Source organism: Pseudomonas sp. GW822-FHT05A08 (assembly GCF_058800485.1).
Window position 1 is genome coordinate 4,163,286 of sequence record NZ_CM179511.1, and the last position, 25,060, is coordinate 4,188,345.

24 protein-coding genes are annotated in these 25,060 nt (G+C 66.9%); 4 read left to right on the top strand and 20 right to left on the bottom strand.

Annotation, left to right across the window (positions count from 1 at the left end; genetic code table 11):
* Positions 1-107: 107 nt before the first annotated feature.
* The 4 genes from AC3RCP_RS18800 to norR all read right to left on the bottom strand — a co-directional run bounded on the left by AC3RCP_RS18800 (position 108) and on the right by norR (position 4,486).
* Positions 108-1,343, bottom strand: coding sequence for a molybdopterin molybdotransferase MoeA (locus AC3RCP_RS18800; protein ID WP_492571147.1), 1,236 nt, complete (start codon positions 1,341-1,343; stop codon positions 108-110).
* Positions 1,340-1,906, bottom strand: coding sequence for a molybdenum cofactor biosynthesis protein B (moaB, locus tag AC3RCP_RS18805; RefSeq protein WP_492571146.1), 567 nt, complete (start codon positions 1,904-1,906; stop codon positions 1,340-1,342). Before moaB ends, AC3RCP_RS18800 begins: the two co-directional genes overlap by 4 nt.
* Before the next feature lie 98 nt (positions 1,907-2,004).
* A complete protein-coding gene (gene pdxH / locus AC3RCP_RS18810; RefSeq protein WP_492571145.1) occupies positions 2,005-2,652 on the bottom strand; it encodes a pyridoxamine 5'-phosphate oxidase in 648 nt (215 codons plus the stop codon).
* Positions 2,653-2,959: 307 nt separating this feature from the next.
* On the bottom strand, positions 2,960-4,486 hold the full coding sequence (gene norR, locus AC3RCP_RS18815) for a nitric oxide reductase transcriptional regulator NorR (protein WP_492571144.1): 1,527 nt from the start codon (positions 4,484-4,486) through the stop codon (positions 2,960-2,962).
* A 152-nt stretch (positions 4,487-4,638) separates the two neighbouring features.
* On the opposite strand from norR, the gene ytfE reads away from it, so the two are divergent.
* Positions 4,639-5,355, top strand: coding sequence for an iron-sulfur cluster repair protein YtfE (gene ytfE / locus AC3RCP_RS18820; protein WP_087092111.1), 717 nt, complete (start codon positions 4,639-4,641; stop codon positions 5,353-5,355).
* A 41-nt stretch (positions 5,356-5,396) separates the two neighbouring features.
* On the opposite strand, the gene AC3RCP_RS18825 is transcribed toward ytfE, so the two are convergent.
* Together AC3RCP_RS18825 and AC3RCP_RS18830 are read right to left on the bottom strand one after the other, a co-directional pair.
* Complete coding sequence (locus AC3RCP_RS18825; RefSeq protein ID WP_492571143.1) at positions 5,397-5,837, bottom strand: hypothetical protein; 441 nt, start codon at positions 5,835-5,837, stop codon at positions 5,397-5,399.
* A gap of 29 nt (positions 5,838-5,866) precedes the next feature.
* Entirely contained in the window at positions 5,867-7,057 is a 1,191-nt protein-coding gene (locus AC3RCP_RS18830; protein WP_492571142.1) for an NnrS family protein, read from the bottom strand.
* Between the two features lie 574 nt (positions 7,058-7,631).
* On the opposite strand from AC3RCP_RS18830, the gene AC3RCP_RS18835 reads away from it, so the two are divergent.
* Positions 7,632-8,315, top strand: a complete 684-nt coding sequence (locus tag AC3RCP_RS18835) for a Crp/Fnr family transcriptional regulator (RefSeq protein WP_492571141.1) — start codon at positions 7,632-7,634, stop codon at positions 8,313-8,315.
* Complete coding sequence (locus tag AC3RCP_RS18840) at positions 8,312-8,506, top strand: protein DnrP (RefSeq protein WP_492571140.1); 195 nt, start codon at positions 8,312-8,314, stop codon at positions 8,504-8,506. The genes AC3RCP_RS18835 and AC3RCP_RS18840 overlap by 4 nt, the downstream gene beginning before the upstream one ends.
* 252 nt (positions 8,507-8,758) lie before the next feature.
* Here the strand turns inward: AC3RCP_RS18840 and AC3RCP_RS18845 are convergent, their stop codons facing one another.
* From AC3RCP_RS18845 to moaC, 10 genes are all read right to left on the bottom strand, one after another.
* Positions 8,759-10,594 (bottom strand): nitric oxide reductase activation protein NorD, encoded by a 1,836-nt coding sequence (locus tag AC3RCP_RS18845; protein WP_492571139.1) that lies wholly within the window; start codon positions 10,592-10,594, stop codon positions 8,759-8,761.
* A 394-nt stretch (positions 10,595-10,988) separates the two neighbouring features.
* Positions 10,989-12,416, bottom strand: a complete 1,428-nt coding sequence (locus AC3RCP_RS18850; RefSeq protein ID WP_087092116.1) for a cbb3-type cytochrome c oxidase subunit I — start codon at positions 12,414-12,416, stop codon at positions 10,989-10,991.
* A gap of 3 nt (positions 12,417-12,419) precedes the next feature.
* The gene (locus tag AC3RCP_RS18855) at positions 12,420-12,860 is read right to left on the bottom strand and encodes a c-type cytochrome (protein ID WP_007929128.1); all 441 of its coding nucleotides are present in this window, start codon (positions 12,858-12,860) and stop codon (positions 12,420-12,422) included.
* Between the two features lie 97 nt (positions 12,861-12,957).
* Positions 12,958-13,224, bottom strand: a complete 267-nt coding sequence (locus AC3RCP_RS18860) for a cytochrome C oxidase subunit IV family protein (RefSeq protein ID WP_492571138.1) — start codon at positions 13,222-13,224, stop codon at positions 12,958-12,960.
* Positions 13,225-13,234: 10 nt separating this feature from the next.
* Entirely contained in the window at positions 13,235-13,834 is a 600-nt protein-coding gene (locus AC3RCP_RS18865; protein WP_492571137.1) for a cytochrome c oxidase subunit 3, read from the bottom strand.
* On the bottom strand, positions 13,818-14,609 hold the full coding sequence (locus AC3RCP_RS18870) for a CbbQ/NirQ/NorQ/GpvN family protein (protein ID WP_198919018.1): 792 nt from the start codon (positions 14,607-14,609) through the stop codon (positions 13,818-13,820). Before AC3RCP_RS18870 ends, AC3RCP_RS18865 begins: the two co-directional genes overlap by 17 nt.
* A gap of 142 nt (positions 14,610-14,751) precedes the next feature.
* Positions 14,752-16,110: an oxygen-independent coproporphyrinogen III oxidase gene (locus tag AC3RCP_RS18875; RefSeq protein ID WP_492571136.1), complete on the bottom strand. Its 1,359-nt coding sequence runs from the start codon at positions 16,108-16,110 to the stop codon at positions 14,752-14,754.
* A 92-nt stretch (positions 16,111-16,202) separates the two neighbouring features.
* Positions 16,203-16,646 (bottom strand): CopD family copper resistance protein, encoded by a 444-nt coding sequence (locus AC3RCP_RS18880; RefSeq protein ID WP_492571135.1) that lies wholly within the window; start codon positions 16,644-16,646, stop codon positions 16,203-16,205.
* A gap of 4 nt (positions 16,647-16,650) precedes the next feature.
* Positions 16,651-16,896, bottom strand: a complete 246-nt coding sequence (locus tag AC3RCP_RS18885) for a MoaD/ThiS family protein (protein WP_007929122.1) — start codon at positions 16,894-16,896, stop codon at positions 16,651-16,653.
* Complete coding sequence (gene moaC, locus AC3RCP_RS18890; protein ID WP_007929119.1) at positions 16,893-17,378, bottom strand: cyclic pyranopterin monophosphate synthase MoaC; 486 nt, start codon at positions 17,376-17,378, stop codon at positions 16,893-16,895. The genes AC3RCP_RS18885 and moaC overlap by 4 nt, the downstream gene beginning before the upstream one ends.
* 239 nt (positions 17,379-17,617) lie before the next feature.
* Here moaC and AC3RCP_RS18895 point away from each other — a divergent pair, with 239 nt between their 5' ends.
* Complete coding sequence (locus AC3RCP_RS18895) at positions 17,618-19,270, top strand: hypothetical protein (protein ID WP_492571134.1); 1,653 nt, start codon at positions 17,618-17,620, stop codon at positions 19,268-19,270.
* Positions 19,271-19,329: 59 nt separating this feature from the next.
* Here AC3RCP_RS18895 and AC3RCP_RS18900 read toward each other — a convergent pair whose 3' ends face one another.
* The 4 genes from AC3RCP_RS18900 to AC3RCP_RS18915 all read right to left on the bottom strand — a co-directional run bounded on the left by AC3RCP_RS18900 (position 19,330) and on the right by AC3RCP_RS18915 (position 24,904).
* On the bottom strand, positions 19,330-21,810 hold the full coding sequence (locus tag AC3RCP_RS18900; RefSeq protein ID WP_492571133.1) for a TonB-dependent siderophore receptor: 2,481 nt from the start codon (positions 21,808-21,810) through the stop codon (positions 19,330-19,332).
* A 103-nt stretch (positions 21,811-21,913) separates the two neighbouring features.
* Positions 21,914-22,873: a FecR domain-containing protein gene (locus AC3RCP_RS18905; RefSeq protein WP_492571132.1), complete on the bottom strand. Its 960-nt coding sequence runs from the start codon at positions 22,871-22,873 to the stop codon at positions 21,914-21,916.
* Positions 22,870-23,391, bottom strand: a complete 522-nt coding sequence (locus AC3RCP_RS18910) for a sigma-70 family RNA polymerase sigma factor (RefSeq protein WP_007923435.1) — start codon at positions 23,389-23,391, stop codon at positions 22,870-22,872. Before AC3RCP_RS18910 ends, AC3RCP_RS18905 begins: the two co-directional genes overlap by 4 nt.
* Before the next feature lie 187 nt (positions 23,392-23,578).
* A complete protein-coding gene (locus AC3RCP_RS18915) occupies positions 23,579-24,904 on the bottom strand; it encodes an LLM class flavin-dependent oxidoreductase (protein WP_492571131.1) in 1,326 nt (441 codons plus the stop codon).
* Between the last annotated feature and the right edge of the window lie 156 nt (positions 24,905-25,060).

The following is a 25,060-nucleotide window of genomic DNA, read 5'->3' on the forward strand; positions in this document are numbered from 1 at the left end:
GGTTCCTCATCAAAGAACGCGCCGGAGCGACGCGTGCGCAGCGATCGGAAATGCGCTGCCAGTCTAGCCAGACCGACAGCCACGGCCTTGACCGCAATCAATTGCCGTCACTGCATCAGTTCGGCGAACGACAGGAACGGCACCGGGTCGCCCGGACGTACCAAGCGCTCGCCTTCCACCAGCGCCAGGCCCTCGGCCCAGCAGGCCGCGGCGAGCATCGCCGAGCTTTGCTGCGGGTGCGGTTGCACACGAACCTGGGCATCGTCGCCGGGCACCAGGCGGGCCCGCAGGTACTGGCGCCGGCGGTTGCGCTGCAACCACTCGAAGCCCGCCGGCAACACCATGGGCCGCGGCAGCACATCCGTGACGCCCTGGGCCCGCAGCAGGAACGGGCGCACCACCACCAGCGCGGTCACCAGCGCCGCCGAGGGGTTGCCCGGCAGGCCGAGCCACGGCTTGCCGGCCACTGCGCCAAAGGCCAGGGGCTTGCCCGGCTGGATCGCCAGGCGCCAGAAATCCACATGGCCCAGCTCCTCGATCGCCTGCTTGAGGTGGTCTTCCTCGCCGACCGAAACCCCGCCCGAGGTCAGCAGCAGGTCGCACTCCGACGAGGCCAGGCTCAAGGCGTGGCGGCTGGCCGCCAGTTCGTCGGCCATCACCCCGTAGTCGTGCACCTCCACGCCCCAGCCGCGCAGCAGTGCGGACAGGCAATAGCGATTGCTGTTGTAGATCTGCCCCGGTGCCAGGGGCTGGCCGGGTTCGCGCAGCTCGTCGCCACTACTCAGCAGGCACACGCGCAACGGCCGATAGACCTCGACCCGGGCGATCCCGGCCGCCGCCAGCAAGCCCAGTTCCTGGGCGCGCAGGCGCTTGCCGGCCTTGAGCAACAGATCGCCGCGCCGCACCTCCTCGCCCTGCTGGCGCACATGATCGCCGACAGTCGTCGGCGGCAACCAGACTTGCCCGTCCTCGACCTGGCAGTTCTCCTGGGGCACCACCGTATCGGCCCCCGGCGGCAAGGGCGCGCCGGTGAAGATGCGCACCGCCTGCCCCGCCGCCAAGGGAGTCTCACCTGCTTGCCCAGCAGCAATCCGTCCACCCAGGGTCAGGCGGCCACCGGCGGGCGGCAGGTCGGCGGCGCGCAAGGCGTAGCCGTCCATGGCGCTGTTGTCCCAGCCGGGCAGGTCCAGCGGCGAATGAAGGTCCGCCGCCAGCACCCGGCCCAGGGCCTGCTCCAGGGCGATGATCTGGGTCGTCGGTGGCGGCGGCGCCTGGTCCAGCAGATGGGCGATGGCCTGGTCCACCGGGATCAGTTGGCCGCTGTCGCAGCCACAGCCGGTCACGACCGCGCCCCACAGGCCTCGATGTTCTGTGGCGGTCCCTCATGGGTCTGCGGCTTGAGGTGGGGGGCGAAATTGCACGGACCGGTGCGGCTGTCCAGCTGTGGGCGCAGGATCATGTTCCAGGCCGTGCGGCAGGCCCCCGGCGAGCCCGGCACGCACACCACCAGCACGCCGTTGCTGACCCCGGCCAGGGCCCGCGACTGCAGACTGGACATGCCGATTTCTTCCACCGACACCTGGCGGAACAGCTCGCCGAAACCTTCCACATGCTTGTTCAGCAGTGGCAGCACCGCCTGGGGCGTGTTGTCCCGCGCGGTGAAACCGGTGCCACCGGTCATCAGCACCACCTGCACCTGGGGGTCGGCAATCCAGCGCGAGACGCTGGCGCGGATCTGGTAGATGTCGTCCGGCACCAGGCCTCGATCGACCAGCACATGGCCGGCGCTCTGCAACAGGTCGCAGAGAGTCTGGCCCGAGGTGTCGGTTTCCAGGGTGCGCGTATCGCTGATGGTCAGCACGGCGATGTTCAGGGGTTGAAACGTGCGTTGCGCCAGATGGGCCATATCCAAGCCTTCCCGTGAATTGAGATTGGCCCCAGCCTGAACCGAATCCGCCGACGAACCTATTCCTCCAAGGAGGTACCTCGACGGGACGACGACCCTCAGGGCGCCAGCCGGCCGTGGCACCACACGCCCTGGTGCAGGCGGTAGTCGAGGCGGTCATGCAGACGGTCGCTGCGCCCTTGCCAGAACTCCATGCGCTGCGGGCGCAGGCAGTAGCCGCCCCAGTGTTCCGGGCGCGGCAGCGGCTGGCCGTCGAAACGGCTGGTGGTGCTGGCCAGCAGGGATTCCAGTTGCAGCCGGTTGGCCAAGGGCTGGCTTTGCGGCGAGGCCCAGGCACCGAGGCGACTGGCCAGGGAGCGCGAATCGAAATACACATCCGACAGCCGCGGCGCTAACCGCGATACCCATCCTTCGATCCGCACCTGGCGCTCCAGGGCCGGCCAGAAGAAGGTCATGGCGGCCCGGGGATTGGCCGCCAGCTCCAGGCCCTTGGCGCTCTGGTAGTGGCCGAAGAAGGTGAAACCTTCATCGCTCAGGCCCTTGAGCAACAGCACCCGACAATGGGGCTGGCCCTGTTCGTCGACCGTGGCCAGGCACATGCTGTTGGCCTCCACCGGCGCCTGCTCGGTGTCGCGGGCCTGTTGCAGCCACTGACGGAACAGCGGCAGCGGATCGTCCGGCGCGGCCTCCTCGGCCAGGCCATCGCGGCAATAGTTACGGCGCATCTGGGCCAGGGAAAGCGGCATGAGGGTGATCTCCGTTGGGGTTTGCCGCAGTCTGCGAGGAGCCGCCTGGCATGACCTTGACCGCCATCAACGGCAGCTGCCGATCCCTATTTTCTGTAGCAATTGCGCCGCGCCCCTCTAGACACCCATGTTCCGTAGCCGCTGCCGAGCCTGCGAGGTTGCGACCGAGGTGGGCCAGCAGTTGCTTCTGTAGGAGCAGCCGGTCGACGCTCGATTGCTCGCGATGAACCTGAGGACGACGCGGGGTGTCAGGTTATGCGCGTCATCGTTGACGACCATCGCAAGCAATCGAACGTCGGCCGGCCTGCTATTTGAGCCGCAGGCGCCGGGCCAGTTTGTGCAGGTTGCTCGGGTCGACTTCCAGCAGCCGGGCGGCGCGCGCCCAGTTGTTGCGGCAGCGGCTCAGGGCCTGGTGGATCTTCTGCCGCTGGTACTCGTCGACGGCTTCGCTCAGGGGCTGGAACGGCCCGTCGTCGGCCGCCGGCGGCGACTGTTCGAGCGGCTCCGCGCCCTTCAGCGTGCTGTCGAGATCGAGGACTTCCGGCTCCAGGGTCAAAATCAGGTTGCGACTGCCGCCACGGCTGAGCTGTTTGAGCGCGGCGCGGCTGATCACGTGTTCCAGCTCGCGCACATTGCCCGGCCAGGGGTACGCCAGCAGCGTCCGTTCGGCCGCCGGCGACAGGCGCAAGCCACGCAGGCCGAGACGGCTGCGGTTGAGTTCGAGGAAATGCCCGGCCAGCAGTAACACATCGGAGCCGCGTTCGCGCAGCGGCGGGATCGGCACCGGGTACACCGAAAGCCGGTGGTACAGGTCGGCGCGAAACAGCCCGTCGCGAATGCTGTCCGGCAGTTGGCGGTTGGTCGCGGCGATGATGCGCACATCCACATGCAGCGGCTTGTCCGCCCCCAGGCGCTGGATCTCGCCATTCTGCAGGGTGCGCAGCAATTTGGCCTGCACGCTCAGCGGCAGCTCGCCGACCTCGTCGAGAAACAGCGTGCCGCCGTTGGCCGCGTCGAAGCGCCCGGCGCGGTCGCTGGTGGCGCCGGAGAAGGCGCCCTTGACGTGACCGAACAGCTCGCTCTCGGCCAGGGATTCCGGCAGCGCCGCGCAGTTGACCTGCACCAGCGGCTTGTGGGCGCGCCGGGACAGGCGATGCAGGCGCCGGGCGAACAGCTCCTTGCCGACCCCGGTCTCGCCCAGCAGCAACACCGGCAGCTCGGAATCGGCGAGCACGTCCAACTCGTTGAGCAACTGATGCAGGACTTCGCTCTGGCCGAGGATCTCGCCCTCCTCCACCGGCCCGCGGGCATCCTGCGGCTCGCTGCGCGACAGGCGCAGGCTGCGGTTTTCCTGCTCCAGGCGGGTGACCCGCAGCGCCGCCTCGATCTGCAGGCTGCAGCGCTTGAGCTCATCCCGCGCCCGGCGGTCGAAAGTCCCGGGCCGCAGCGCATCGAGGGTGATGGCGCCCCAGACCCGCCCTTCCACATACAGGCTCACGCCCATGCAGTCGTGCACCGCCAGCGGCCCGCTGTCCGGGTGGTCGAGCAGCCCGTCATAAGGGTCCGGCAGGCGGCTGTCGGGCTCGAACCAGGTGGGCTCGCGGGACGCCATGATCGCCGCCAGGCGCGGGTGCTGGGCGATCACGAAGCGCCGCCCGAGGGCTTCATGCACCAGGCCGACGGTGGCCAGCGGCCGCAGGCTGTCGTCGTCCAGGCGCAGCAGGCCCACGGCCCCGGCCTTGAAGTACTCACGCAGGGTCTGCACCAGACGCTGCAACCGCACGGCATTGGGCAACTCGACAATCAGGTCGGCCGCCAGACTTTCACGCAACATGGTAGTCATCACCCTTTCTGGTGGTTCCGACCCCGAGATTTCAGGGTCATCCGCACCACGACAAAAAATCAGTCCATTATTTTCAATAAGTTACAGCTGGCATGGCGGATGCAACGGCCCAGGGGAACCGTTGCCACAACAAGGAAAACCTGATGAACCCGACACTGCTGGAACGACCCGGTCTTGCCCGACAAGACGCTTCGCAGCCCAACCTCCTGGAGCAAAGCCTCGGCCAGCTGGCCTGCGACATCCCCGGCGCCAGCCGGGTGTTTCATGAGTTCAACCTGGACTTCTGCTGCGGCGGGCAGAAAACCCTGCGCGACGCCGCCCTCGGCAAAGGCCTCGACCCCGTGCAGATCGCCGAGGCCCTGCACCTGCTGCAAGACAGCGACGCCCGGCGGCACGACTGGCGCGATGAACCGAGCGAGGCGCTGATCGCCCATATCCTCACCCGCTACCACGCCCGCCACCGCGAACAGCTGCCGGAACTGATCCGCCTGGCCTGTCGCGTGGAGCAAGTGCATGGCGCCCGCGACACCTGCCCCAACGGCCTGGCCGATCACCTGCGGGACATGCAGCAGGAACTCGAAGGCCACATGCTCAAGGAAGAACAGGTGCTGTTCCCGATGCTGCAACAGGGCCTGGGCCGCCGGGCGGCGCCGCCGATCCATGTGCTGCGCCTGGAGCACGAGCAACATGGCGAGGCCCTGGAAAAACTGCTGGTGCTGACCGACCACATCACCCCGCCCGCCGACGCCTGCAACACCTGGCGCGCGCTGTACCGCGGGTTGAGCGAATTTCGCGACGACCTGATGCAGCACATCCATCTGGAAAACAACGTGCTGTTCGCCAACGCCCTGAACGCTTGATCCCCGCCCCTGCGTGCCAGCCCGGTGGCTGGCACGTTCATTCAGCCATGCCAATAGAACATCGCCTTGGCCAGGACCACGATCAGCAGCATGTGCCCCAGCACGCTGCGGCGGATCCAGCAGGCGCGGCCGGCGCTCAGCCGCAACGTTTTCAACCAGTACGCCAGCAGCAGGTAATGGCCGATGATGCTCAGGGCCAGGACGATCTTCAGGCTCAACAGGCTGGCGAAACTGCTGCTCAAGGGCTGGCTCAAGGCCCCGCGATGCTGCCAGGCCAGGCCGATACCGGCGCCGTACAACAGCAGCACCACGCCATGCAGGACCTTGCGCGAACGCACCGCGATGGCCTGGTCCGCCGCCACCTGGGCGTCCGTCGCCAGTTGCCGGCGCGCCGTGTGCCAGATGCACACCTCGAAGAACAGCGTGCCGATAAAACCGATGGCCGCCAGCAGGTGGATAACCACTAACCAGGGATAAATCATTGCCCTTCTCCTTGCTCCGCATTCAGGGCTCAGCCCGGGTGCCCGTCGACCCGCGACCGCAGCAGCATCGGCCCGTAGCGCCAGACGTACAGGGCAAAGGCCAGGGCCCAGCACAGGCCCGCCAGCCACAACGCCGCCACCGGCAACCAGAGCACCAGCAGCACCCGGCTGAGGCAGGCCAGGTTGAGCAGGATGAACGCCAGGGTCATGCCCGCTGGCGGCTCCAGCGGCCGCCCGGTATGACCCAGGCTGACCCGGGCGATCATCGCCAGGATCAGCCCGGCCATGGCGCCGACGGTCAGGCCGTGCACGGCCAGGCTGGGGTTCAGCGGCGCGCCGAAATGCCACAGCGCCATGCCCAGGCACGCCAGCGCCAGCCAGCCGTAGGCCAGGTGCAGCGACCACAGCAGCGGCACGCGCCACAGCCCGCGGTCCTGCCAGCGCCACAACCGCAGCAGATGCGCGGCCGCCAGCAGCAGGAACAGCGCGCCAACCCAGGTATTGGCGATGAGCGCCGGCCCGGCGGCATACAGCAGCGCCACCAGGGCCGAGCCCGCCAGCAGCAAATAGTCGAGCCATGGCCAGGGCGCCACGGCCGCGACCCGACCGAGGCCGCGCTGGGTGAAAAACGGAATCACCCGCCCGCCGATCAGGCTCATCATCGCCGCCACCAGCCACAGACCGCTCAGCACGCCCTGGCGCTGCCAGCCTTCGTGGCCTTGCAGCAGGCCGGCCACCGACAGGCCGTCCGCCGCGGCGAGCAACAGCAGCACCAGGACAATCGGGTAGTTGCGCTGCTGGCGCACCTTCCACAGCATGCGGCCCATCAACCCGGCCAGCGCCAGGGGAAACCCCAGTTCCAGCACGGCCAGCAGCGGCCAGGGCGCGCTGCCCAGCCAGGCCAGGCGCGCGGCCAGCCAGAGCAAGGCCAGGGCCGCCAGCGGCTTGCCGCTCAGGCCCGGCTGGCCGGTCCAGGTCTGCGCCGCGGTCAGCAGGAAGCCGGCGATGATCGCCAGGCCGAAACCGAACAGCAGTTCGTGGCGGTGCCAGCCCAGCCAGCCTCCCGCCGGTTGCCAGTCGCCCAGGGCGCCCTGCAGCGCCGCCAGCCACAGCGGCACCACCAGCAGCGCCAGGACACCACCGGCGAGGAAAAACGGCCGGAAGGCCAGGCGTAACAGCGGCACGATTGCCATCGCCGCACGACGCTCAAGTACTTGCATCAAGCCCACTCCTTTACCCAGCGTGCCGACCCGGCGACGGTCGACACGCGGCGAATGAAATCCCCGGCCATCATCGGCCATTGGCGTGCCCTTGCCGTTGTCGCAAATCAAGCTTGCCCGGGATGCGGCGGGCTGTTGTGCCCGCCGTCCTGTCTGGCAGTGCAAGGGCCGTGCCCCGGGGCCCGATCACCACCAGGAACGGCCGTAAGCCGGCGGGCCGGGGTTGCGGCCGGCGCGGTGCCGGGGCTCGCCTTACAGCGCGAGGGTCAAAATGACCATTCGCTAGTCATTTACACCCGAAATCGCCAGGTCTTTTTGACCACGCCGCTGGAAATCTCCCCCAATACAGGAGGCCTGGCGCCTGGCCCGGGTCTTGCTGAACACAGGGCACCCAAATCCCTCCCAAATGACCGGAGCCACCATGAATACCGCCGGAGCCACCCTGAAAAAGACCCTCCAGCCACTGACGTGGTTTGTCGTCCTGGGCGCGATCCTGGCCCTCGCCAGCCGCGTCGCCCTGGGCCTCGTCTGAACCACGGCAGCACCTCTCCCCCAGCCATAAGGATGAATATTCATGGTGCTACATCGCGTGCATCACCAGATCCTGCGCAGCCATCACCTGTTCGAGCCCCTGAACGAGGAACAGCTGGACGAGCTGATGGCGGCCAGCCAGTTGCTCAGCCTCGACAAGGGCGACCCGCTGTTCCGCCAGGGCGAGCCGGCCGAGGCTTTCTATTTCGTGATCGCCGGCGCGGTGAAGGTCTACCGCCTGACGCCGGATGGGCAGGAAAAAGTGCTCGAGGTCATCGGCCCGCGCCAGACCTTCGCCGAGGCAATGATGCTGATGGACACGCCGGACTATGTGGCCTGCGCCGAAGCCATCGGCCCGACCCAGCTCTATCGGCTGTCCAACGACACCTACCTGCGGCTGCTGCAAAGCAACAGCCGCCTGACCTTCGCCCTGCTCGGCAAGCTCTGCGTGCGCCTGCACCAGCGGGTCAACGAGATCGAAACCCTGTCGCTGAAGAACGCCACCCACAGGGTGGTGCGTTATCTGCTGACGCAACTGATGCAGCTGCAACCGGTGGAGCGCCGGTTCGAGCTGCCGATGGCCAAGCAGTTGATCGCCGGCCACCTGGCGATCCAGCCGGAGACGTTCTCGCGGATCATCCGGCGCCTGATCGATGAACAGATCATCAGCCAGGACGGCCGCCAGATCGTCATTCTCGACCGTCCGCGGCTGGAGCAATTCGAATGAGCGCCGGGCCGGTCTGCCTGTACTGCCACGGCTCCAACCCGCCCGGGCAAACCTCCTGCCGCCATTGCGGCATGCCCCTTCCCGCTACTGCGGCGCACGCCGAACAACGGCGGTTGCGGCGCTTCAGCGGGTTCTGCATCGGCCTGACGATCTTTTGCGTGGCAATGTTCTTCTGGCTGCCGCGCTCCTAGCAGATGCTTTTGCCTGAAACACCGTTGCGACCGCTACGTCGGAATGCCGCCCATACCGATCGCAGCCTCGCTAACGCTCGACAGCGGCTACAGGTCTGGAGTCGTGCGCGGTCCTGTAGCCGCTGCCGAGCCTGCGAGGCTGCGATCGAGGACGCAGTCCTCGCAAGGCCTGCACATCTGGTTTGCCTGGAACATTGAACCCTTCCCCCTCGCCTGCCCTGGCCGGCGAAGGTGTCCCAGGCGGCGGGCGCCTCAAGGCTGGGTCAGTTGCCGATACAACTGCGGCAGACGCAGCGGCAGTTGCTCGGGCCGGCGGATCAGGGTGTAGCCATTGACGCCGAACAGGTACGGCAGGTAAGCCGCGGCCTCGCGATCGATGGTGATGCAGAACGGTGTCAGCCCCTGGCGCCGCGCTTCCAGTACCGCCTCGCGGGTGTCCTCGACGCCATAACGGCCTTCGTAGAGGTCCAGGTCGTTGGGCTTGCCGTCGGTCAATAACAGCAACAGTTTGCGCTGGCGCTTGCAGCTGCCGAGCAGGCGCGTGGCCTGGCGAATCGCCGCGCCCATGCGCGTGTAGAAACCCGGCTTGAGCCCCAGGATGCGCCCGCGGGTGTGGTCGTCGTAACGCTGGTCGAAGGCCTTGAGTTCCTGCATGCGCACCTGCTGGCGGCGCAACGAGGAAAACCCGTACAGGGCAAAGTCATCACCGAGGCCAGCCAGGGTTTCGCCGAACAGCAGCAGGCTGTCGCGGATCACCTCGATCACCCGGTGCTCGTCGTTGAGGTGGGCGTCGGTGGACATCGAGACATCGGCCAGCAACAGGCACGCCAGGTCGCGCCGGGTCTGGCGCTGCTCCATGAACAGGCCGCGCTCGGCACAGGCGCCATGGGCGCGCTCGACGTGAAAATCCAGCCAGGCCTGCAGGTCCAGTTCCGAACCCTGGGGCTGCTGGCGCAACCATTGGCGCTCGTTGCGCAACGGCTGGAACTGTCGCCGCAACAACTGCGCCGACGGTTTCAGGCGCGACGGCAGCGGCTGCGCCTGGCAATCGCGCGGCACCAGCATCTGCAGGTTGACGAAGTGCTCTTGCAGGCGGCCCTTGCGGTAGTCCCATTCCGGCAGGTGGATGCCCTCGCCCAGGGGAATGTCGTCGACGTCGGCCGGCGGCAGGTCGAGGTGCAGCTTGAGGCCGCCGCCCTTGCGCAGGCGGGTGCGCGACAGGGTCAGCTCATCCAGGTCGGCGGCGACCTGGGCGGCGTCCGGGTCTTGGCTGTCGTCAGCCCAGCGGTCGAGGTCCACATGCTCGGTCCAGCTGAACAGGTTCTCCAGGCGCACGATCAGCAGGCCGCCGTCGCGGCTGTGGTCCTCGACCCGGCTGGCGCGCTTGCGCCCGCCCGCCTGCTCGCCGGCAGCGGTGGCCAGGTCCTCCACCGAGTCCTCGAGATCGGCGGCCAGCGGGCTGGCCAGGTGCAGCGGCGGGTACAGCCACAGCGGCACGGGCCAGGCCGCGCGTTCGCTGCGGGGAAACTCGGCGACACTGCCGGGTTCGCGCAGGGCCTGGCACAGGGCGCGTTCCAGCGCGGCTTCGGGGCGGCTCAACGAGGTTGGATCGGGGCGCAGTTGCAGGTGCGCCTCCACCAGCCGCCGGTAGCGCTCACGCAACGCCGGGTAGCGTTGCAGCAGGCGCCGGGTCCAGCGCTGATTGTCCCGGCCCCAGTGGCGCATCGGCCCGGACTGCGCCGCCAGCAGGGCCAGCCAGCGGTACAGTTCCTCGTTCAACGCCGCCTCGGGGAACACCGCGAGGCTGGCCGGCAGGCGCAGGTTGTCGGCGTCGCACCAGGCCAGGGGCGTTTGCCGGCAGGTGCCGGCGATCTGCTGCAACAGGCTGCGGCGCAACAGCAGGTCGCGCTCGCTGGCCGCCTCGACGCCGCGGCCGGCACCGCCCATGGCCCGCAACAGCAGGGCCAGGGAATGTTGGCGCGGCGCCAGCTCGATTCGCGCCTCGGGAAAATCCACGCTGGCGCGCCGGGTAATGAAACGATGCCAGACACTGCCGACCCACTCTTCCAGTTCCAGGGTAAAGGCCATGGAGCCTCCTTTTTCGAATGCAGGAAAACGGCCCGCTGTAGCCGCTGCCGAGCCCGCGAGGCTGCGATCGGTCTGGGCGGCATTCCGACGTAGTCCTCGCAAAACCTGTGCACGCGGTTTGCCTGAAAGACCGCATGGCCCGGTTTGCGGCCGCTACGCAGCCGATCGCAGCCTCGCTTCGCTCGGCAGCGGCTACATAGACCGTCGTCGTACGTTGTCCTGTAGCCGCTGCCGAGCCTGCGAGGCTGCGACCGAGGACGTAGTCCTCGCAAAACCTGCGCACCCGGTTTGTCGGAAGGACCGCGTTGCCGGATTTGCGGCCGCTGCGTCGGAATGCCGCCCAGACCGATCGCAGCCTCGCTGCGCTCGGCAGCGGCTACAGGTTAGTGGTCGTTCATGAAGACACCACCGGGGCCGGTGCGCGCAAGGCGGCGCGGCCGCGCTGGCGGAAGCTCAGCAGGTAGCACAGCAGCCCGGCGAAGAACCCCAGCCCGCTGATCAGGCGTGCCCAGAACAGCCCATTGAGATGCTCCACCGTGGCCATGAACGGCATCGCCGTGCCGTCCTCGGCCCAGCGTTGCAGCAGCACCTGGACCACGCCGGCGGCGGTGAGCAACAGGGTGATCATCACCATCGACAGGGTCATCAGCCAGAAGCCCCAGACTTCCAGGGTCTGCGAGCGCTCGTCCGCCGCTTCGCCGAGCCCGCGCAGGCGCGGCATGGCGTAGCTGATCAGGGTCATGACGATCATCGCGTAGGCGCCGTAGAACGCCAGGTGGCCGTGGGCCGCGGTCAGCTGCGTGCCGTGGGTGTAGTAGTTGACCGGCGCCAGGGTATGCAGGAAACCCCAGACCCCGGCGCCGAAGAACGCGGTCACCGTGGTGCCCTTGGCCCACAGCGTGGCGGCGCGGTTGGGGTGCTGGCGGCGGCGGTTCTTCACCAGGCTGAAGGCGAAGATCACCATGGCCAGGAACGGCAGCGGCTCCAGGGCCGAGAAGATCGAGCCGACCCACAGCCAGACCTCGGGCGCGCCGATCCAGAAGAAGTGGTGGCCGGTGCCGATGATCCCACTGATCAGCGCCATGGCGATGATCACGTAGAGCCATTTCTCCACCACTTCGCGGTCCACGCCGGTGACCTTGATCAGCACGAAGGCCAGCATCGCGCCCATGATCAGCTCCCACACACCCTCCACCCACAGGTGCACCACCCACCACCAGTAGAACTTGTCGCGGGCCAGGTTGGCCGGGTTGTAGAAGGAGAACAGAAAGAACACCGCAAGGCCGATCAGCCCGGTCATCATCACCATGCTGACCGTGGTCTTGCGGCCCTTGAGCAGGGTCATGCCGATGTTGTAGAGAAAGCCCAGGCACACCAGCACTATGCCCATCTTGGTGATGGTCGGCTGCTCGAGGAACTCGCGGCCCATGGTCGGCAGCAGCTCGTTGTGGGTCAGCCGGGCCAGGCCCGCGTAGGGCACCAGCAGGTAGCCGAGGATGGTCAGCACGCCGGCGGCGGCGAACACCCAGAACAGCAGCAGCGCCAGTTTCGGGCTGTGCAGTTCGCGGTCGGCCTCCTCCGGAATCAGGTAGTAGGCCGCGCCCATGAAGCCGAACAGCAGCCAGACGATCAGCAGGTTGGTGTGGACCATGCGCGCCACGTTGAAAGGAATGATCGGGAACAGGAAATCGCCGATCACGTATTGCAGGCCCATGATCAAACCGAACAGCACCTGGCCGAGAAACAGCATCAGGGCAAACACGAAGTAGGGTTTGGCCACGGCCTGCGAGGCGAATTTCAGGTGTGGATTGGCAAGACGCATCGTTCAGCCCTCCTTGTTTGGCGGCCAGCCATTGGTATTGATCTTCGAGCTCCACTTGAGGAATTCGGCGATGTCATCGACCTCCTGCGGGCTCAGGTTGAATTGCGGCATGGCCCGGCGTCCGGGTACGCCCAGGGGTTGCATCTTCATCCAGGCTTGCAGGAAGGGCTTGAAGCCCTCCTCGCCGCCGCGACGCTGGAACACGTTGCCCAGCTCCGGCGCGAAGTAGGCGCCCTCGCCCAGCAGCGTGTGGCAGCCGATGCAGTTGTTCTGTTCCCAGACCGTCTTGCCGCGCACCACCGCCGCGCTCAACAGCGCGTCGTTGCTGCGTACGGGAAAGGTCTGCTCCGTGTGATAGGTCAAGGCCAGGAAGATCAGGAAGAAGAACACGCTTCCCCCGAAATAGATGTTCCTGGCCATGCCTTTGGTGAAGTTCTGCGACATGCTCGCTTCCTCTTGGCTTGGCCCGGCCATGATAGGAAGCGCGGGGCATAAACCCGCTTGATGGCAATCAAGAAACGCCGATGGTTTTACTCGGGTATTACCGGCCCAGACTGAGGATCAGCCCCAGCAGCAAGGCCAGCGCCAGCGGCCAGCCGAGCAGCAGCCAGCGCCACAGGCGCGGCCCGTGGCTCAGCTCCATGAAGCCGTCGGCGATCAGCCAGGCCTTGGCCACCGCCAGCAGCAGGATCAGCAGCGCCAACCCGCGCGGCGCACCCGGCCCCAGCCAACTGCCCAGCCACACCGTGCCGACGCTGAGGCCGGCCAGTGCGACCCAACAGCTCAGCAAGAACCTGCCAGCGGACATGCGCACCTCGTCAATCCAGAACGTAGACCAGCGGAAACAGCAGCACCCAGACCAGATCGACCATGTGCCAATAGAGCACCCCGGATTCGAAACCCGAGCAGTTTTCGGCGCCATATCGACCACGCAGGCAGCGCTGCGCCAGCCAGGCGAAAATCAGCATGCCCGGCAGCACATGGAGGAAATGAAAACCGCTGAGGATCCAGTACAGGGTGAAGAAGGTGTTGTGTTCCAGCCCCAAGCCCAGGCCCAGCAGGTGCCGGAACTCGCCGAGCTTGAGCAGCAGGTAGACCGTGGCCACCAGCACGGCCGCCAGCAGCAGCGCCGCGCCCTGGCGTGGCCGCGCCCGACGCACCCGTTCCTGGGCCAGCGCCGCCAGCAGCCCGGCGCTGAGCAGGCTCAGGGTCATGGCCAGGCCGGTGGAGCTGTCGAGCAGTTGGCGGCTTTCGGCGAACAGCTGTGGCTTGAGCCGCTGGGTCACCGCGAACGCGAGGATCAGGATGGCGAACACCGACAGCTCGGCGAGGATGAACAACCACATCGCCAGGTCCCCCGGCAGGTGGCGCCGCGAGGCCTCGGTGGCTGCCGCGGCGGAGTCAGCCGAAGTGCACATCGACCACGTCCATCAGCGCCGCCACCGTCACCGGGTCGTCGCTCAGGGGTTCGGCCAGGCACGCCAGGCAGGCTTCGCGCGGCGGCATGCCGGCGCCGATCATGCGCGCGGTGAAAATCAACAGCCGGGTGGACGCCACCTCCTCCAGGTCATGCTGCTCCAGGCGGCGCAGGGCCTGCCCCAGCCCGACAATCTGCCGCGCCAGCGCAGCATCCACTTGCGCCTCGCGCTGGACGATGCGTTCCTCCTCGGCCGGCGGCGGATAGTCGAAGCGCATCGCCACGAAGCGCTGGCGGGTGCTGGGTTTCATGCCCTTGAGCAGGTTCTGGTAGCCGGGGTTGTAGGACACCACCAGCATGAAGGACGGCGGCGCCCGCAGCACTTCGCCGGTGCGTTCCAGGAACAGCTCGCGGCGGTCGTCGGCCAGGGGGTGCAGGACCACCACCGTGTCCTGACGCGCCTCGACCACTTCGTCGAGGTAACAGATGCCGCCCTCGCGCACCGCCCGGGTCAGCGGCCCGTCCTGCCACCAGGTGCCCTGGGCGCCGATCAGATGGCGGCCGATCAGGTCGGCGGCGCTGAGGTCGTCGTGGCAGGCCACGGTGTGCAGCGGCAGGTCCAGGCGGTGTGCCATGTGCTGGACAAATCGGGTCTTGCCGCAGCCCGTGGGGCCTTTGATCAGCACCGGCATGCCGTGCCGCCAGGCCTGTTCGAACAGCGCCTGTTCATTGTTCAAGGGTTGATAGAAGGGTTCGCAAGCCGTTCCGAGATCCATGGGCTACCTGATTCACAGCGGGGTTCGGGGACCACGCTAAGGCGCCACGCAAGGGAGCGGCAAGCGAACCGGCGGGCAAACTTGATCGCCGTCAAGCGGGCCGCGCCGGGCTGCGCTCAGGCCTCGAAATAACTGCCTGCAATCAACGCTCGCAATCGGGCTCGACGCACTCGCAACCAGAGGCTTGCCCCGGGCTGTCCAGGTCCTCCTGGAACAGCTGGCAGATGCTGTCCACCTCCAACCGGCCGGCGGGCAGGATGCTGATAAAGCGCTCCGAAAGCTCCACCAGGCCGTTCCAGCTCAGCTGTTGCAGGCGCAGCCAGGCGGACGCGAAATACTGGCGGAAGATCAGCCCGTAGCGGCTTTCGATGGCCAGGATGTCCAGCTCCAGGTCGCACGCCAGGCGCTCCATGACCAGCTGCCGGACCTGGTCGCCGGCCTCGCAGCGCCAGCCGCGACGGGTCGCCAGCTGGCCCAGGTCCAGCTGTTGCAGATAGTCGTCGAGCCGCTCGCTGTTCTGCGTATACAGCTCGTCGAACTGGCTGATGGCGCCCAGGCCGAAGCCCACATGGTCGCAGTAGCCGTGGCAGGTAAACCCCTGGCAGTTGCGGCGCAGCCGGCCGCGCTCCTGGGCCATCATCAGGTCGTCGTCGGGGCGCACGAACTGGCCCAGGCCGATGTACTGGTAACCCGCCGCCAGCAGGCGCTCGAAACAGATGCGCCGCATCGTCTCCTTGGCCTCCTGGCTGCAGGCTGCCGCGGGGCGCTCCTGGCTCTGGCGCCGGTAGCGCAACGGTGGCTGGGCATAGTCGAACACCTGCAGGCGATCGGGCTCCAGCTCGATCAGGGTGCCCAGCTTCAAGGCGAAGCTCGAAGGGGTCTGCCAGGCATGGCCATACCCCAGGTCGACATTCACCGAGCGATAGCCAAAGGTCCGCGCCGCGTCGATCAGCGAATGGATGGGCGCCGGGTTCTGGTAGCAGGCCACCGACAACTGGCTGTCGCTGCCGATATCCGGCACCCCGATATTGACCTGATTGAACCCCTGGTCACGCAGCAGGCCCATGGTCGCCCAGTCGGTGTGGTGCAGATCGACGTCGATGCTGTAGTCGCCGCAATCGTGTTCGAGGAAGTGAAAGCGCTGGCGCAGGTGCTGCATCAAGCGTTGCAGCTGCGCCGCCTCCGGGGTGCCGCCGCCCAGGTGGAACTGCTCGATACGCTGCTCCGGCGCGAGGTGGCAGCCCACCAGGTCGATCTCGCGTTCCAGCCGCCGCAGGTAGCTTGCGCCAGCGTCCACCGGCGGGCCCGCCAGGCGCGGCGGGAACTGCACGTTCAAGGACAGCGGCCGGCGCTTCTGCCGGCTGTTGCGCAATGCCCGCAGCAGGTCCAGGGAGCCGATGCCGCCGTGAAAGCGGCGGGTGTCGACATGGCAGTTGGGGTCGAGCACGCCTTGATCGCGTCGAACGACCGGCTCGCTGCGGTGCGGGAGTAGATCGGGCATGACTGGGCTCCATGGCTGGCGGTGGAGGGTCAGTGTCCGGCGTTAACGCCCGGGGCTCCTTGACTTGCATCAAGCGTGGGGTCGGCGCCGACCTACCAGTTCAGGTAGAACATGCCCTTGGCCAGCAGCACGATCAGCAGCATATGGCTGAACAGGCTGTGATGGATAAAGCGCGAATAGCGGGCATTCATGCGCCCGCTCCGGAACAGCAGCATGGCCACCAGGAAATGCCCGAGCACGCTGGCGGCCAGCACAATCTTCAGCAGCAGCAAGGTGCCGAACGACGACGCCAAGGGCGCTGCCAGCACCGGCAGATAACGCGCCCAGACCATGCCCAGCCCGGCACCGAACAGCACCAGCAGCACCCAGGGCATCAGCTGGCGGGCACGCCGGGCGATGCCCTGTTCGAGCAGCACCATGAGCTTGGCGGGCAGTTGCTGGCGGATGTGTTCCAGGAACAGCACTTCGAAAAACACCGTGCCGATGAAGACCAGCGCGGCGAACAGGTGCAGAGTGAGCAGCAGCGGATAGATCATCGCTTCAGCCTCCGGTCACCGTAGGGAAAAACGCCACCTCGTCGCCGTCGTCCAGCGCCTCGTCGAGCCCGCACAGGTCCTGGTTGCGGGCACACATCAGGCTCGGTTCGTCCAGCACCCGCCAGATACCGCAGCGGCTCGCCAGGTGCCGGCGCAAGTGCTCGAGGCAGGCGAAATCGCCTTCGACCACCTCGCTCGCGCAGCCCAGGGTTTCCCGGTAGCGGGAGAAATACTGCACCTGCAGCCTCATGCCGACGGCGCCTGGTAATCGCCACTCTTGCCCCCGGACTTGCGCAACAGCCGGATCGATTCGATATGCATGCCGCGGTCCACCGCCTTGCACATGTCGTACAGCGTCAAGGCGGCGACGCTGGCGGCGGTCAGCGCCTCCATCTCGACCCCGGTCTGCCCGGCCAGCTTGCAGCGCGAAACGATGCGCACGCGATGCTCATCCTCGAGGCTCAACTCGACCACCACGCTGCTCAGCAGCAACGGATGACAGAGCGGGATCAGCTCGCTGGTGCGCTTGGCCGCCTGGATGCCGGCGATGCGCGCCACCGCGAACACATCGCCCTTGGGGTGCCCGCCGCCGACGATCAGCCGCGCGGTCTCGGCGCGCATATGCACCCAGGCCTCGGCCACCGCCTCGCGAAAGCTCACAGGTTTATCGGTGACATCGACCATGCGCGCACGGCCGAGAGAATCGAGGTGGGTCAGTACCGCGTCGTTCATGGACAAGAAGCCTTGTGGTTTCGACTAAGGATGCGATGGGCTCGGACCAGACGGAATCGCCCCGGCCTCGCACGTTGCCGCGAGACTACCGCCCCGCCCCGCTGGCGCGGTTGACGTCAATCAAGAAAGCCGGCATTGCCACAGCGAACCGCCAGGACTGGCGTGATGATTTCCCGTACGCGCGGGCTGCGGGTAGCATGCGCAGGCAACGCCAGCACACCACCACTCAGGGAGCAGCAATGACCAGCCTCATGGACCCCACCTTGCGCGGAACCGGCAGGATCACCGGCGAGTTCTTCAACCCGGCGGGGGATATCGCCGCGGTGGTCTCGGAGTTTGCGTTGCTGGTCAATCCGCCCGCGCGCGCGGCCTATGGCGGCACCGGCTTGCGTTATCGGCTCGGCCTGTACCGGCGTGGCGAGCCGGTGCCGTTCGCCATCTTCGACGAACTGTGCCTGCCGATCAACGATGTGGGTTTCCACCCCACCCTGCCCCGCATCGTGATCGGCGCCGGCCGCTATGACGGCGGCTACCTGTTCGAAGGCGAGCTGGCGGTGTGGAACTGGCAGACCGGCCAGAGCCGTCGCCCTTTTGCCGATATCCCCGAAGTGGTGCGCTGCCGCTACGACGCCAGCGGCGAGCGGATCGAAGCCTGGGTGCGGCCATGGAACGAAGAATGGGACGGGCTGGACGACAGCGACTGGTCGGTGATCCTCGACACCCTGTTCCTGGTGCAGGCCGATGACAGCGAAGCGACCTGGGCGACCAGGACGCCGCCAGTGCTGGAACTGGACCCGGCCGCGACCGTCGCTGCCTCGGGCCTTGCCGCGGATGACCAGCGCCCACCAGCCATGCGCCTGGCCCATTGGCTGGGTCTGCCCGAGCTGGAATGCCGGGGCGCGATCCGCGATATCGCCTGGCTCGGCCCGGACCGCCTGGGCGTCACCCACGACGGCTGCCTGCTGGACATCTACGGCACGGACGGTACCCTGCTCGCCCACCACACGGGTCCAGGCTACGGCGCCGAGATCCTGCGCGGGGCCGGCGTGCATGTGCACGGGGTGCTGGTGCAGGACGGCCCCGAGGCCTATCGCCGCGATTCCCGCTTGTATGCCCTGACAGACAACGGCCTGGTGCTGGTACAGGAATACGACGATGAATACACCTTTTCGGCTGCCCGCGACGGCCGTCTGCTGGGGCGGCGCAACCGATTGAGAAGCCCCGGTTCGAAGGCCGTCGATCTGCTGCTGGACCCCGCTCGCGACAACGTGCAGCCCGTCGATATCGGCCACTACGACTGCTTCAACCATTACATCGGCATCAGCGGCGCGCCCCATCTGTTCGCACTGCAGGGCACGCCGGCCAGTTCCCACGAACACAAGTACCTGTGCATCGTCCAGCCCGACGGAACCGTGCAAAGACTCTGGCCGCTGCTCAAGCAGGACGGCACCCGGGCCAGCCACGCCATGGAATGCCGCGGCGCTTATGTGGCGGATACCCTGGGCGCGAGCGTGGTCATCGCCGGCCAGCACTACAACCCTTCGGTCGGCGATGCGTACCAGGGCTTCATCTACCGCCGGCACCTGGAGCGCGGCCAGGAACGGTGGCGGCATCCCACGCCGGCCTCGCCCAGCGCGATCGTCCACCTGCCCGAAGCCGGCCTGGTGGCGGCGGCTTTCCTGGACGGAACGCTCATGCTGATCGATGCCCGCAGCGGGCAGCTACGGCTGAACGCCAAGGCGCGGATCGACGGCTTGCCGACCCTCATCCACGCCATGGACGCCCACGCCGGGCAACTGGCGCTGGGCACCGTGGATGGCCGGATTGCCGTGAAGCCGGTCGCTGATCTGCTAGGCGCTGGCAATACCCGGGGATGGGTGGAAATCGGCTGAGTCGGCCGCAGACAAAAACGCCACTCCCGGGAGTGGCGTTTTTTTATTGCCCGAGCGACTTAGAACTGCGCCTTGAGGGTCATGGTGAAGTTGCGTGGATCGCCGTAGTAGTTGCCGAAGCTTTCGATGCCGATGGTGGAGTAGTAGCGCTTGTCGAACAGGTTGTTGCCGTTGAGCGCCAGCGACCAGGTGTCGTCGATGCGGTAGCCGATACGGCCGTTCCACACCGCGTAGCCGGCCTGGGTGATTTTTTCGCTGGTGGCCGGCGAGACCCGGAAGTTATCGCTTTGCGCGTTGACCCCGGCACCGATGCTGAAGCGCTCGAACGCGCCATCGAGGGCATAGTCGCCCCACAGGCGCAGCATATGGCGCGGCACATAGCTGTTGAATGCGGCGCCATTGAGCCCGCTGTCGATGTCGTCCAGGGTCTTGGTCTGGGTATAGGTGTAGCCGGCCAGCAGTTGCAGGCGCTCGATGACCTCGCCGCTGATTTCGGCTTCGAAGCCCTGGGCGCGGACCTTGCCGGAGTTCAGGTAGCAGTAGCCGTCCGATGACGCGCAGCTGGAGTTGTAGTCGGTCTGCGCCTGGTCCTTCTGCACGGTCTGGAACAGGTTGAAGGCGCTGTTCAGGCGCCCGTCGAACCATTCGCCCTTGATCCCCAGCTCGTAACTTTCCCCCACCAGCGGCTTGAGCGCCGAGCCGCTTTGCGAGCGGTAGTTGCCCTGGGGCGTGAAGATCTCCGCGTAGCTGGCATAGGCGGTCAGGTTGTCGTTGAGGTCCAGCAACAGACCGGCAAAGGGCGTGACCTGGCCGGTCTCGGTGCTTCTGGCGTGCTCCGAAGTGCCCGAGTTGAGGAACACCGAATCGCTTTTCGAGCGGTACCAGCTGACCCGGCCGCCGACGACGAAGGTCAGGGGTTCCGCCAGCTTGAGCCGCAGGGTCGAATACAGGCCACGCTGTTCGGTGACGGTCTTCACCGGGCCACCGCGGGTCGAGTTCTCGATGAAGTAACTGTCGTCCGGTTTCGGGATATGCCGGTCCGGGTTGAACACGTTCTGCTGCTGCGGCAGGAAGGCCACCGAGAAGAAATCGTCCTTGTCCGCGCGACTGCCGTTGACCCCCACCACCAGCTCATGCTGCAGGCCGAACGCGGTGAATTTGCCATCCAGGTAGGCATCGAGGCCGTAATCGACCTGGTCGTAGTCGTACAGGCTGCCGAGCATGCCGGTGGTGTCGACGCCGGGGGTCACCGCGCCGGAAGCGAAGGCGTATTTGATGTCCTGGGTGTTCTTGGTGTAGACGCCGGCGACCTTCAGCGCCCAGTCGTCGTTGAGCTGGTGCTTGAGGTCGCCGAACACCGTGGTGCGCTTACTGCGCCAGGTGTTCCAGGACGGGTCGAGGCAGGTCGAGCGGCCGAGCTTCAGGTCGCTGCCATCCTTGTAGCGCGGCAGGCCGCCCCAGCACGGGTTGGCGTCGACATCTTCATAGGCGATGCCCAGGCCGAGGGTGGTGTCGGGGCTCAGGTCGAAGTCGAGCGCACCGTAATACACCTGGTCCTTGCGACTGGCGTCGTCGATGAAGTAACGCCGGCTCTGCTCGGCCACCACCGCGCGGCCACGCAGGGTGCCGGATTCGTTGAGCGGGCCGCCGGTGTCGACCTGGCCGCGGTAGTTGTCCCAACTGCCGCCGGACAAGGTGACTTCGGTCTGCGGCGTGCTCTGGCCGCGCTTGCGCACGAAGTTCACCCCGCCGGCGGTGCCGCCCGCACCTTTCATCATCCCGGCGGCGCCACGGAGGATTTCCACCCGGTCGTAATAGGCCATGTCGCCGCTGAAGCTGTCGGCCTGGACATACTGGTTGCCCATGTCCAGCGGCACACCGTCGTACTGATACTGGCCCGACATGCGAAAGCCGCGGGAGTAGAAATACTTGCCGCCCATGGTCGAGTCGTAGACGGTGATGCCCGGGGTCTTTTCCATGACCTGGTCGATGCTGTGCAGGTTCTGGTCGTCGAGCATCTTGCGGGTCATCACCGTCACCGATTGCGGGGTCTCGCGCAGCGAGTGCTGGCCCTTGCCGATGGTCACCGCCCCGGTGGTGTAGGAGCCGCTGCCCTCGGTGGTTGCCCCCAGCAATTGGCCGTCGATGTTGGTGGCGCCCAGTTCCAGCGCCGAGCCGAGCACCGGCACCGCGCGCAGCACATAGCTGCCGTTGGCCTGGGGCTCGGCGCGCAGGCCGCTGCCGCGCAGAATCCGCGCGAAACCTTCGTCGACCCCGAACTGGCCCTTGAGCCCGGGCGATTGCCGGCCCTGGGTTTGCTGCGCATCAAAGGAAATCGCCGCCCCGGCGGCGCTGGAAAAACGGGTCAGCACATCCACCAGGCTGCCGGCGCCGATGTCGTAGGCGCGGACCTGGCTCTGCTGCGCCGCGGCCCCTGTGGCCGGGTCGGCATTCACCGAACAGGCGCTGGCCATGGTGGTTGCCAGCAAAGCGACTTTCACTGCGTTCGCCAGACGACCTGGCGCGTTCACCCGAGACATGCTCCCTCCCCCAAAACGGTCAATAACAACTCACTGAGGGATGAGCCGAACGGTGCGCTCGAAAAGTGCAGGCGCCGCAGAATTTTTTATCCAAGGCACCTGTTCAGCGCGAATCGGCCCGGGCGACCTGGACCCAGAAACGGCTGTAGCGGGTCACGCGCAAGGCAAACCCACTCTCCAGCGCCGCCAGGGCGAGGTCGGTGTCATCGATGGGAAAGACCCCGGAGACTTTCAGGTCGCCGATGGCCGGGTCCCAGCGCAGCACGCCGGGGCGATAGCGCGACAGGTCATTGAGCAGCGCCGCCAACGGCCGGTCGATGGCGATGATGCTGCCCTGCTGCCAGGCGCCCACCGAAACGTCGTTGCCCCGTGGCGTGCCCAGGCTGCGCTCGTCGAACGCCAGCCGCTTGCCGGCCTCGACGCGCATCGCCGGACCGCCGCCCGGCACGCTGACCTCCACCGCCTTTTCCAGCACCGCCACCTCGCCGCCCCCGGCCTGGCTGCGCACGATAAAACGCGTGCCCAGCGCCAGCACCTCGGCGTGGCGGGTGACCACCTTGAAGGGCCGCTGCAATGGATCAGGCGCGGTGCTCACCAGGATCTCGCCCCACAGCAGCTCCAGCACCCGCTGGCGCCCATCGAAACGCAGGTTGACCGAGGTGTCGGTGTTGAGCAGCAGGCTGCTGCCGTCCGCCAGGCGCAATTCGCGGCGCTCGCCCACCCGGGTGCGGTAGTCGCACATCAGGTTCTGCGCGGCCTGGCTGCGCCAGCCCAGCCAGCCCAGGGAACCGGCGCAGGTCAGCAGCAAGGCGCTGCGCAGCACCTGGCGTCGGGAACTATTGCCGGCCTGGCTCAAGGTCGGCGCCGCCAGGGCGCCCGGCACGCTGGCCATCTGCTCGGCCACGGCGGCCATTCTCTGCCAGGCCTGGCGATTCAGTGGATCGGCCGCCAGCCAGCTGTCCCAGGCGGCCCGGTCGGCGTCGGTCGCGGTGCCGGAATGCAGGCGGGCATACCAGCGCGCCGCGACGCCGATGGCTTTCATTTCTTCGGCGGGCAGGCTCATGGGAGTTGCAACTGGATCTGCATCAGACAGCAATGCTCCATGGCCTTGGCCATGTGGTTGTTCACCGTGCGCACGCTGACGCCCAGCTGCTCGGCGATTTGCGGGTAGGTCAGGCCACTGAACTGCGACAGGATAAAGGTCTGCTTGACCCGCGGCCCCAACCCTTGCAGCAGACGGTCGATCTCCATCAGCGCCTGGAACAGGATCGCCTGTTCCTCCGGCGACGGCTGCAGGGCCTCGGGCATGGCGGCCAGCACGTCGAGGTAGGCCTGCTCCAGCGAACGCCGACGAAACAGGTCGATCAGCAGGCCCTTGGCAATCATCGACAGGTACGAGCGCGGCTCGCGGATGTCCAGCGCGGAGCGGGCCTTGATCACCCGGACGAAGGTGTCCTGGGCCAGGTCCGCGGCATCGAAGGCGTTGCCCAGGCGCTTGCGCAGCCAGCCCTGGAGCCAACCGTGATGGTCACAATACAGATCGTTGACAGCACTGCGTAAGGACAAGTCGTTGGCGGGCATGACGATGGAATAATTCGCGACTGATAATGACTCGCATTGTCATGTACGCCATCGCGGCTTGCAACAAATACCTGTGGCCGCGGCTCCAGCCGCGTTGGAGCGACAACCCTCCCCTTCGACCTTGGGGCTGGCTGTCCTTGATCGCGATGCGGAACCGCCCTGACGGCTAACCCGCGCAATCGCTCGCCTAGGCAAAAAACCGGTTCGCCGGACGTGGCAGCCCGAGGTTTTCACGCAAGGTGGCGCCCTCGTATTCGCGACGGAAAATCCCCCGCCCCTGCAATTCGGGAATCACCTTGGCGACGAAGTCGTCGAGGCCGCCCGGCAGCCAGGAAAACATGATGTTGAAACCGTCGCTGCCGCGCGTCTCCAGCCATTGCTGCATGTCGTCGGCGATGCTCCGGGCGGTGCCGACAAACGACAGGCCGGCGTATCCACCGAGGCGCTGGGCCAGCTGGCGGACCGTCAGCTGTTCGCGATCGGCCAGGGCCAATACCCGCTCGCGGGCGCTCTGGCTGGCGTTGGTCTCGGGAATCGGCGGCAGGAAAGCGTCCGGATCGAACTGCGTTGCGTCCGTGCCCAGGGCGATGGACAGCGAGGCAATCGCGCTCTCGTAGTGCACCAGGCTGTCGAGGTGCGCGCGAATCCGCCGTGCTTCCTCCTGGGTGTCGCCGACCACCACAAAGGCCCCGGGCAGGATCTTCAGGTGTTCGGGGTCGCGGCCGACGGCGAGCATGCGCCGCTTGATATCGGCATAGAACGCCCGGCCCTCCTCCAGCGTGCCGGGAGCGACAAAAATCACCTCCGCCGTTTCCGCGGCCAGCTGGCGCCCGGGCTCCGACGCGCCGGCCTGCACAATCACCGGCCAGCCCTGCACCGGGCGCGCGATGTGCAGCGGTCCGCGCACGTTCAGGTGGCGGCCGGCATGGTCGAGGCGGTGCAGCTTGTCCGGGTCGAAATACACCCCGCTGTCGGCATCGCGCACGAAGGCGTCGTCCGCCCAGCTGTCCCAGAGCCCGGTGACCACCTCATAGAACTCCCGCGCCCGGGCATAACGCTGGTCGTGGGCAAAGGCCTGCTCCAGGCCGAAGTTCAGCGCGGCGTCGGGGTTGGCGGTGGTGACGATGTTCCAGCCGGCGCGACCGTTGCTCAAATGATCGAGGGAGGCGAAGCGCCGGGCGATATGGAATGGCTCGTCGTAGGTGGTCGAGGCCGTCGCCACCAGGCCGATACGTTCGGTCGCCTGGCTAAGGGCGGACAACAGGGTGAAGGGTTCGAACGAGGTGGCGGTATGGCTGCGCTTCAAGGCGTCGATGGGCATGTTGAGCAAGGCCAGGTGGTCGGCCATGAAAAACGCATCGAAACGCGCCCGCTCCAGGGTCTGGGCGAAACGCTTGAGGTGGGCGAAGTTGAAGTTGGCATCGCGATAGGCGCCCGGGTAGCGCCAGGCGCCGGTGTGGATGCTGACCGGACGCATGAAGGCGCCCAGCTTGAGTTGGCGTTGCGCAGGCATGGCAAGCTCCTTGTGACGGCTCCTGGGTCAAGCGGCCCCGCAGCATCGACCGGGCGAACTTGGCCTGTCCAATAATCAAAGGTGCTGGCTTATGCCGTTATGGCGCAGCGCGCTGTCCGGCCCTGGACAGCCCCGCCGCTGCGGACGCCTGGAGGG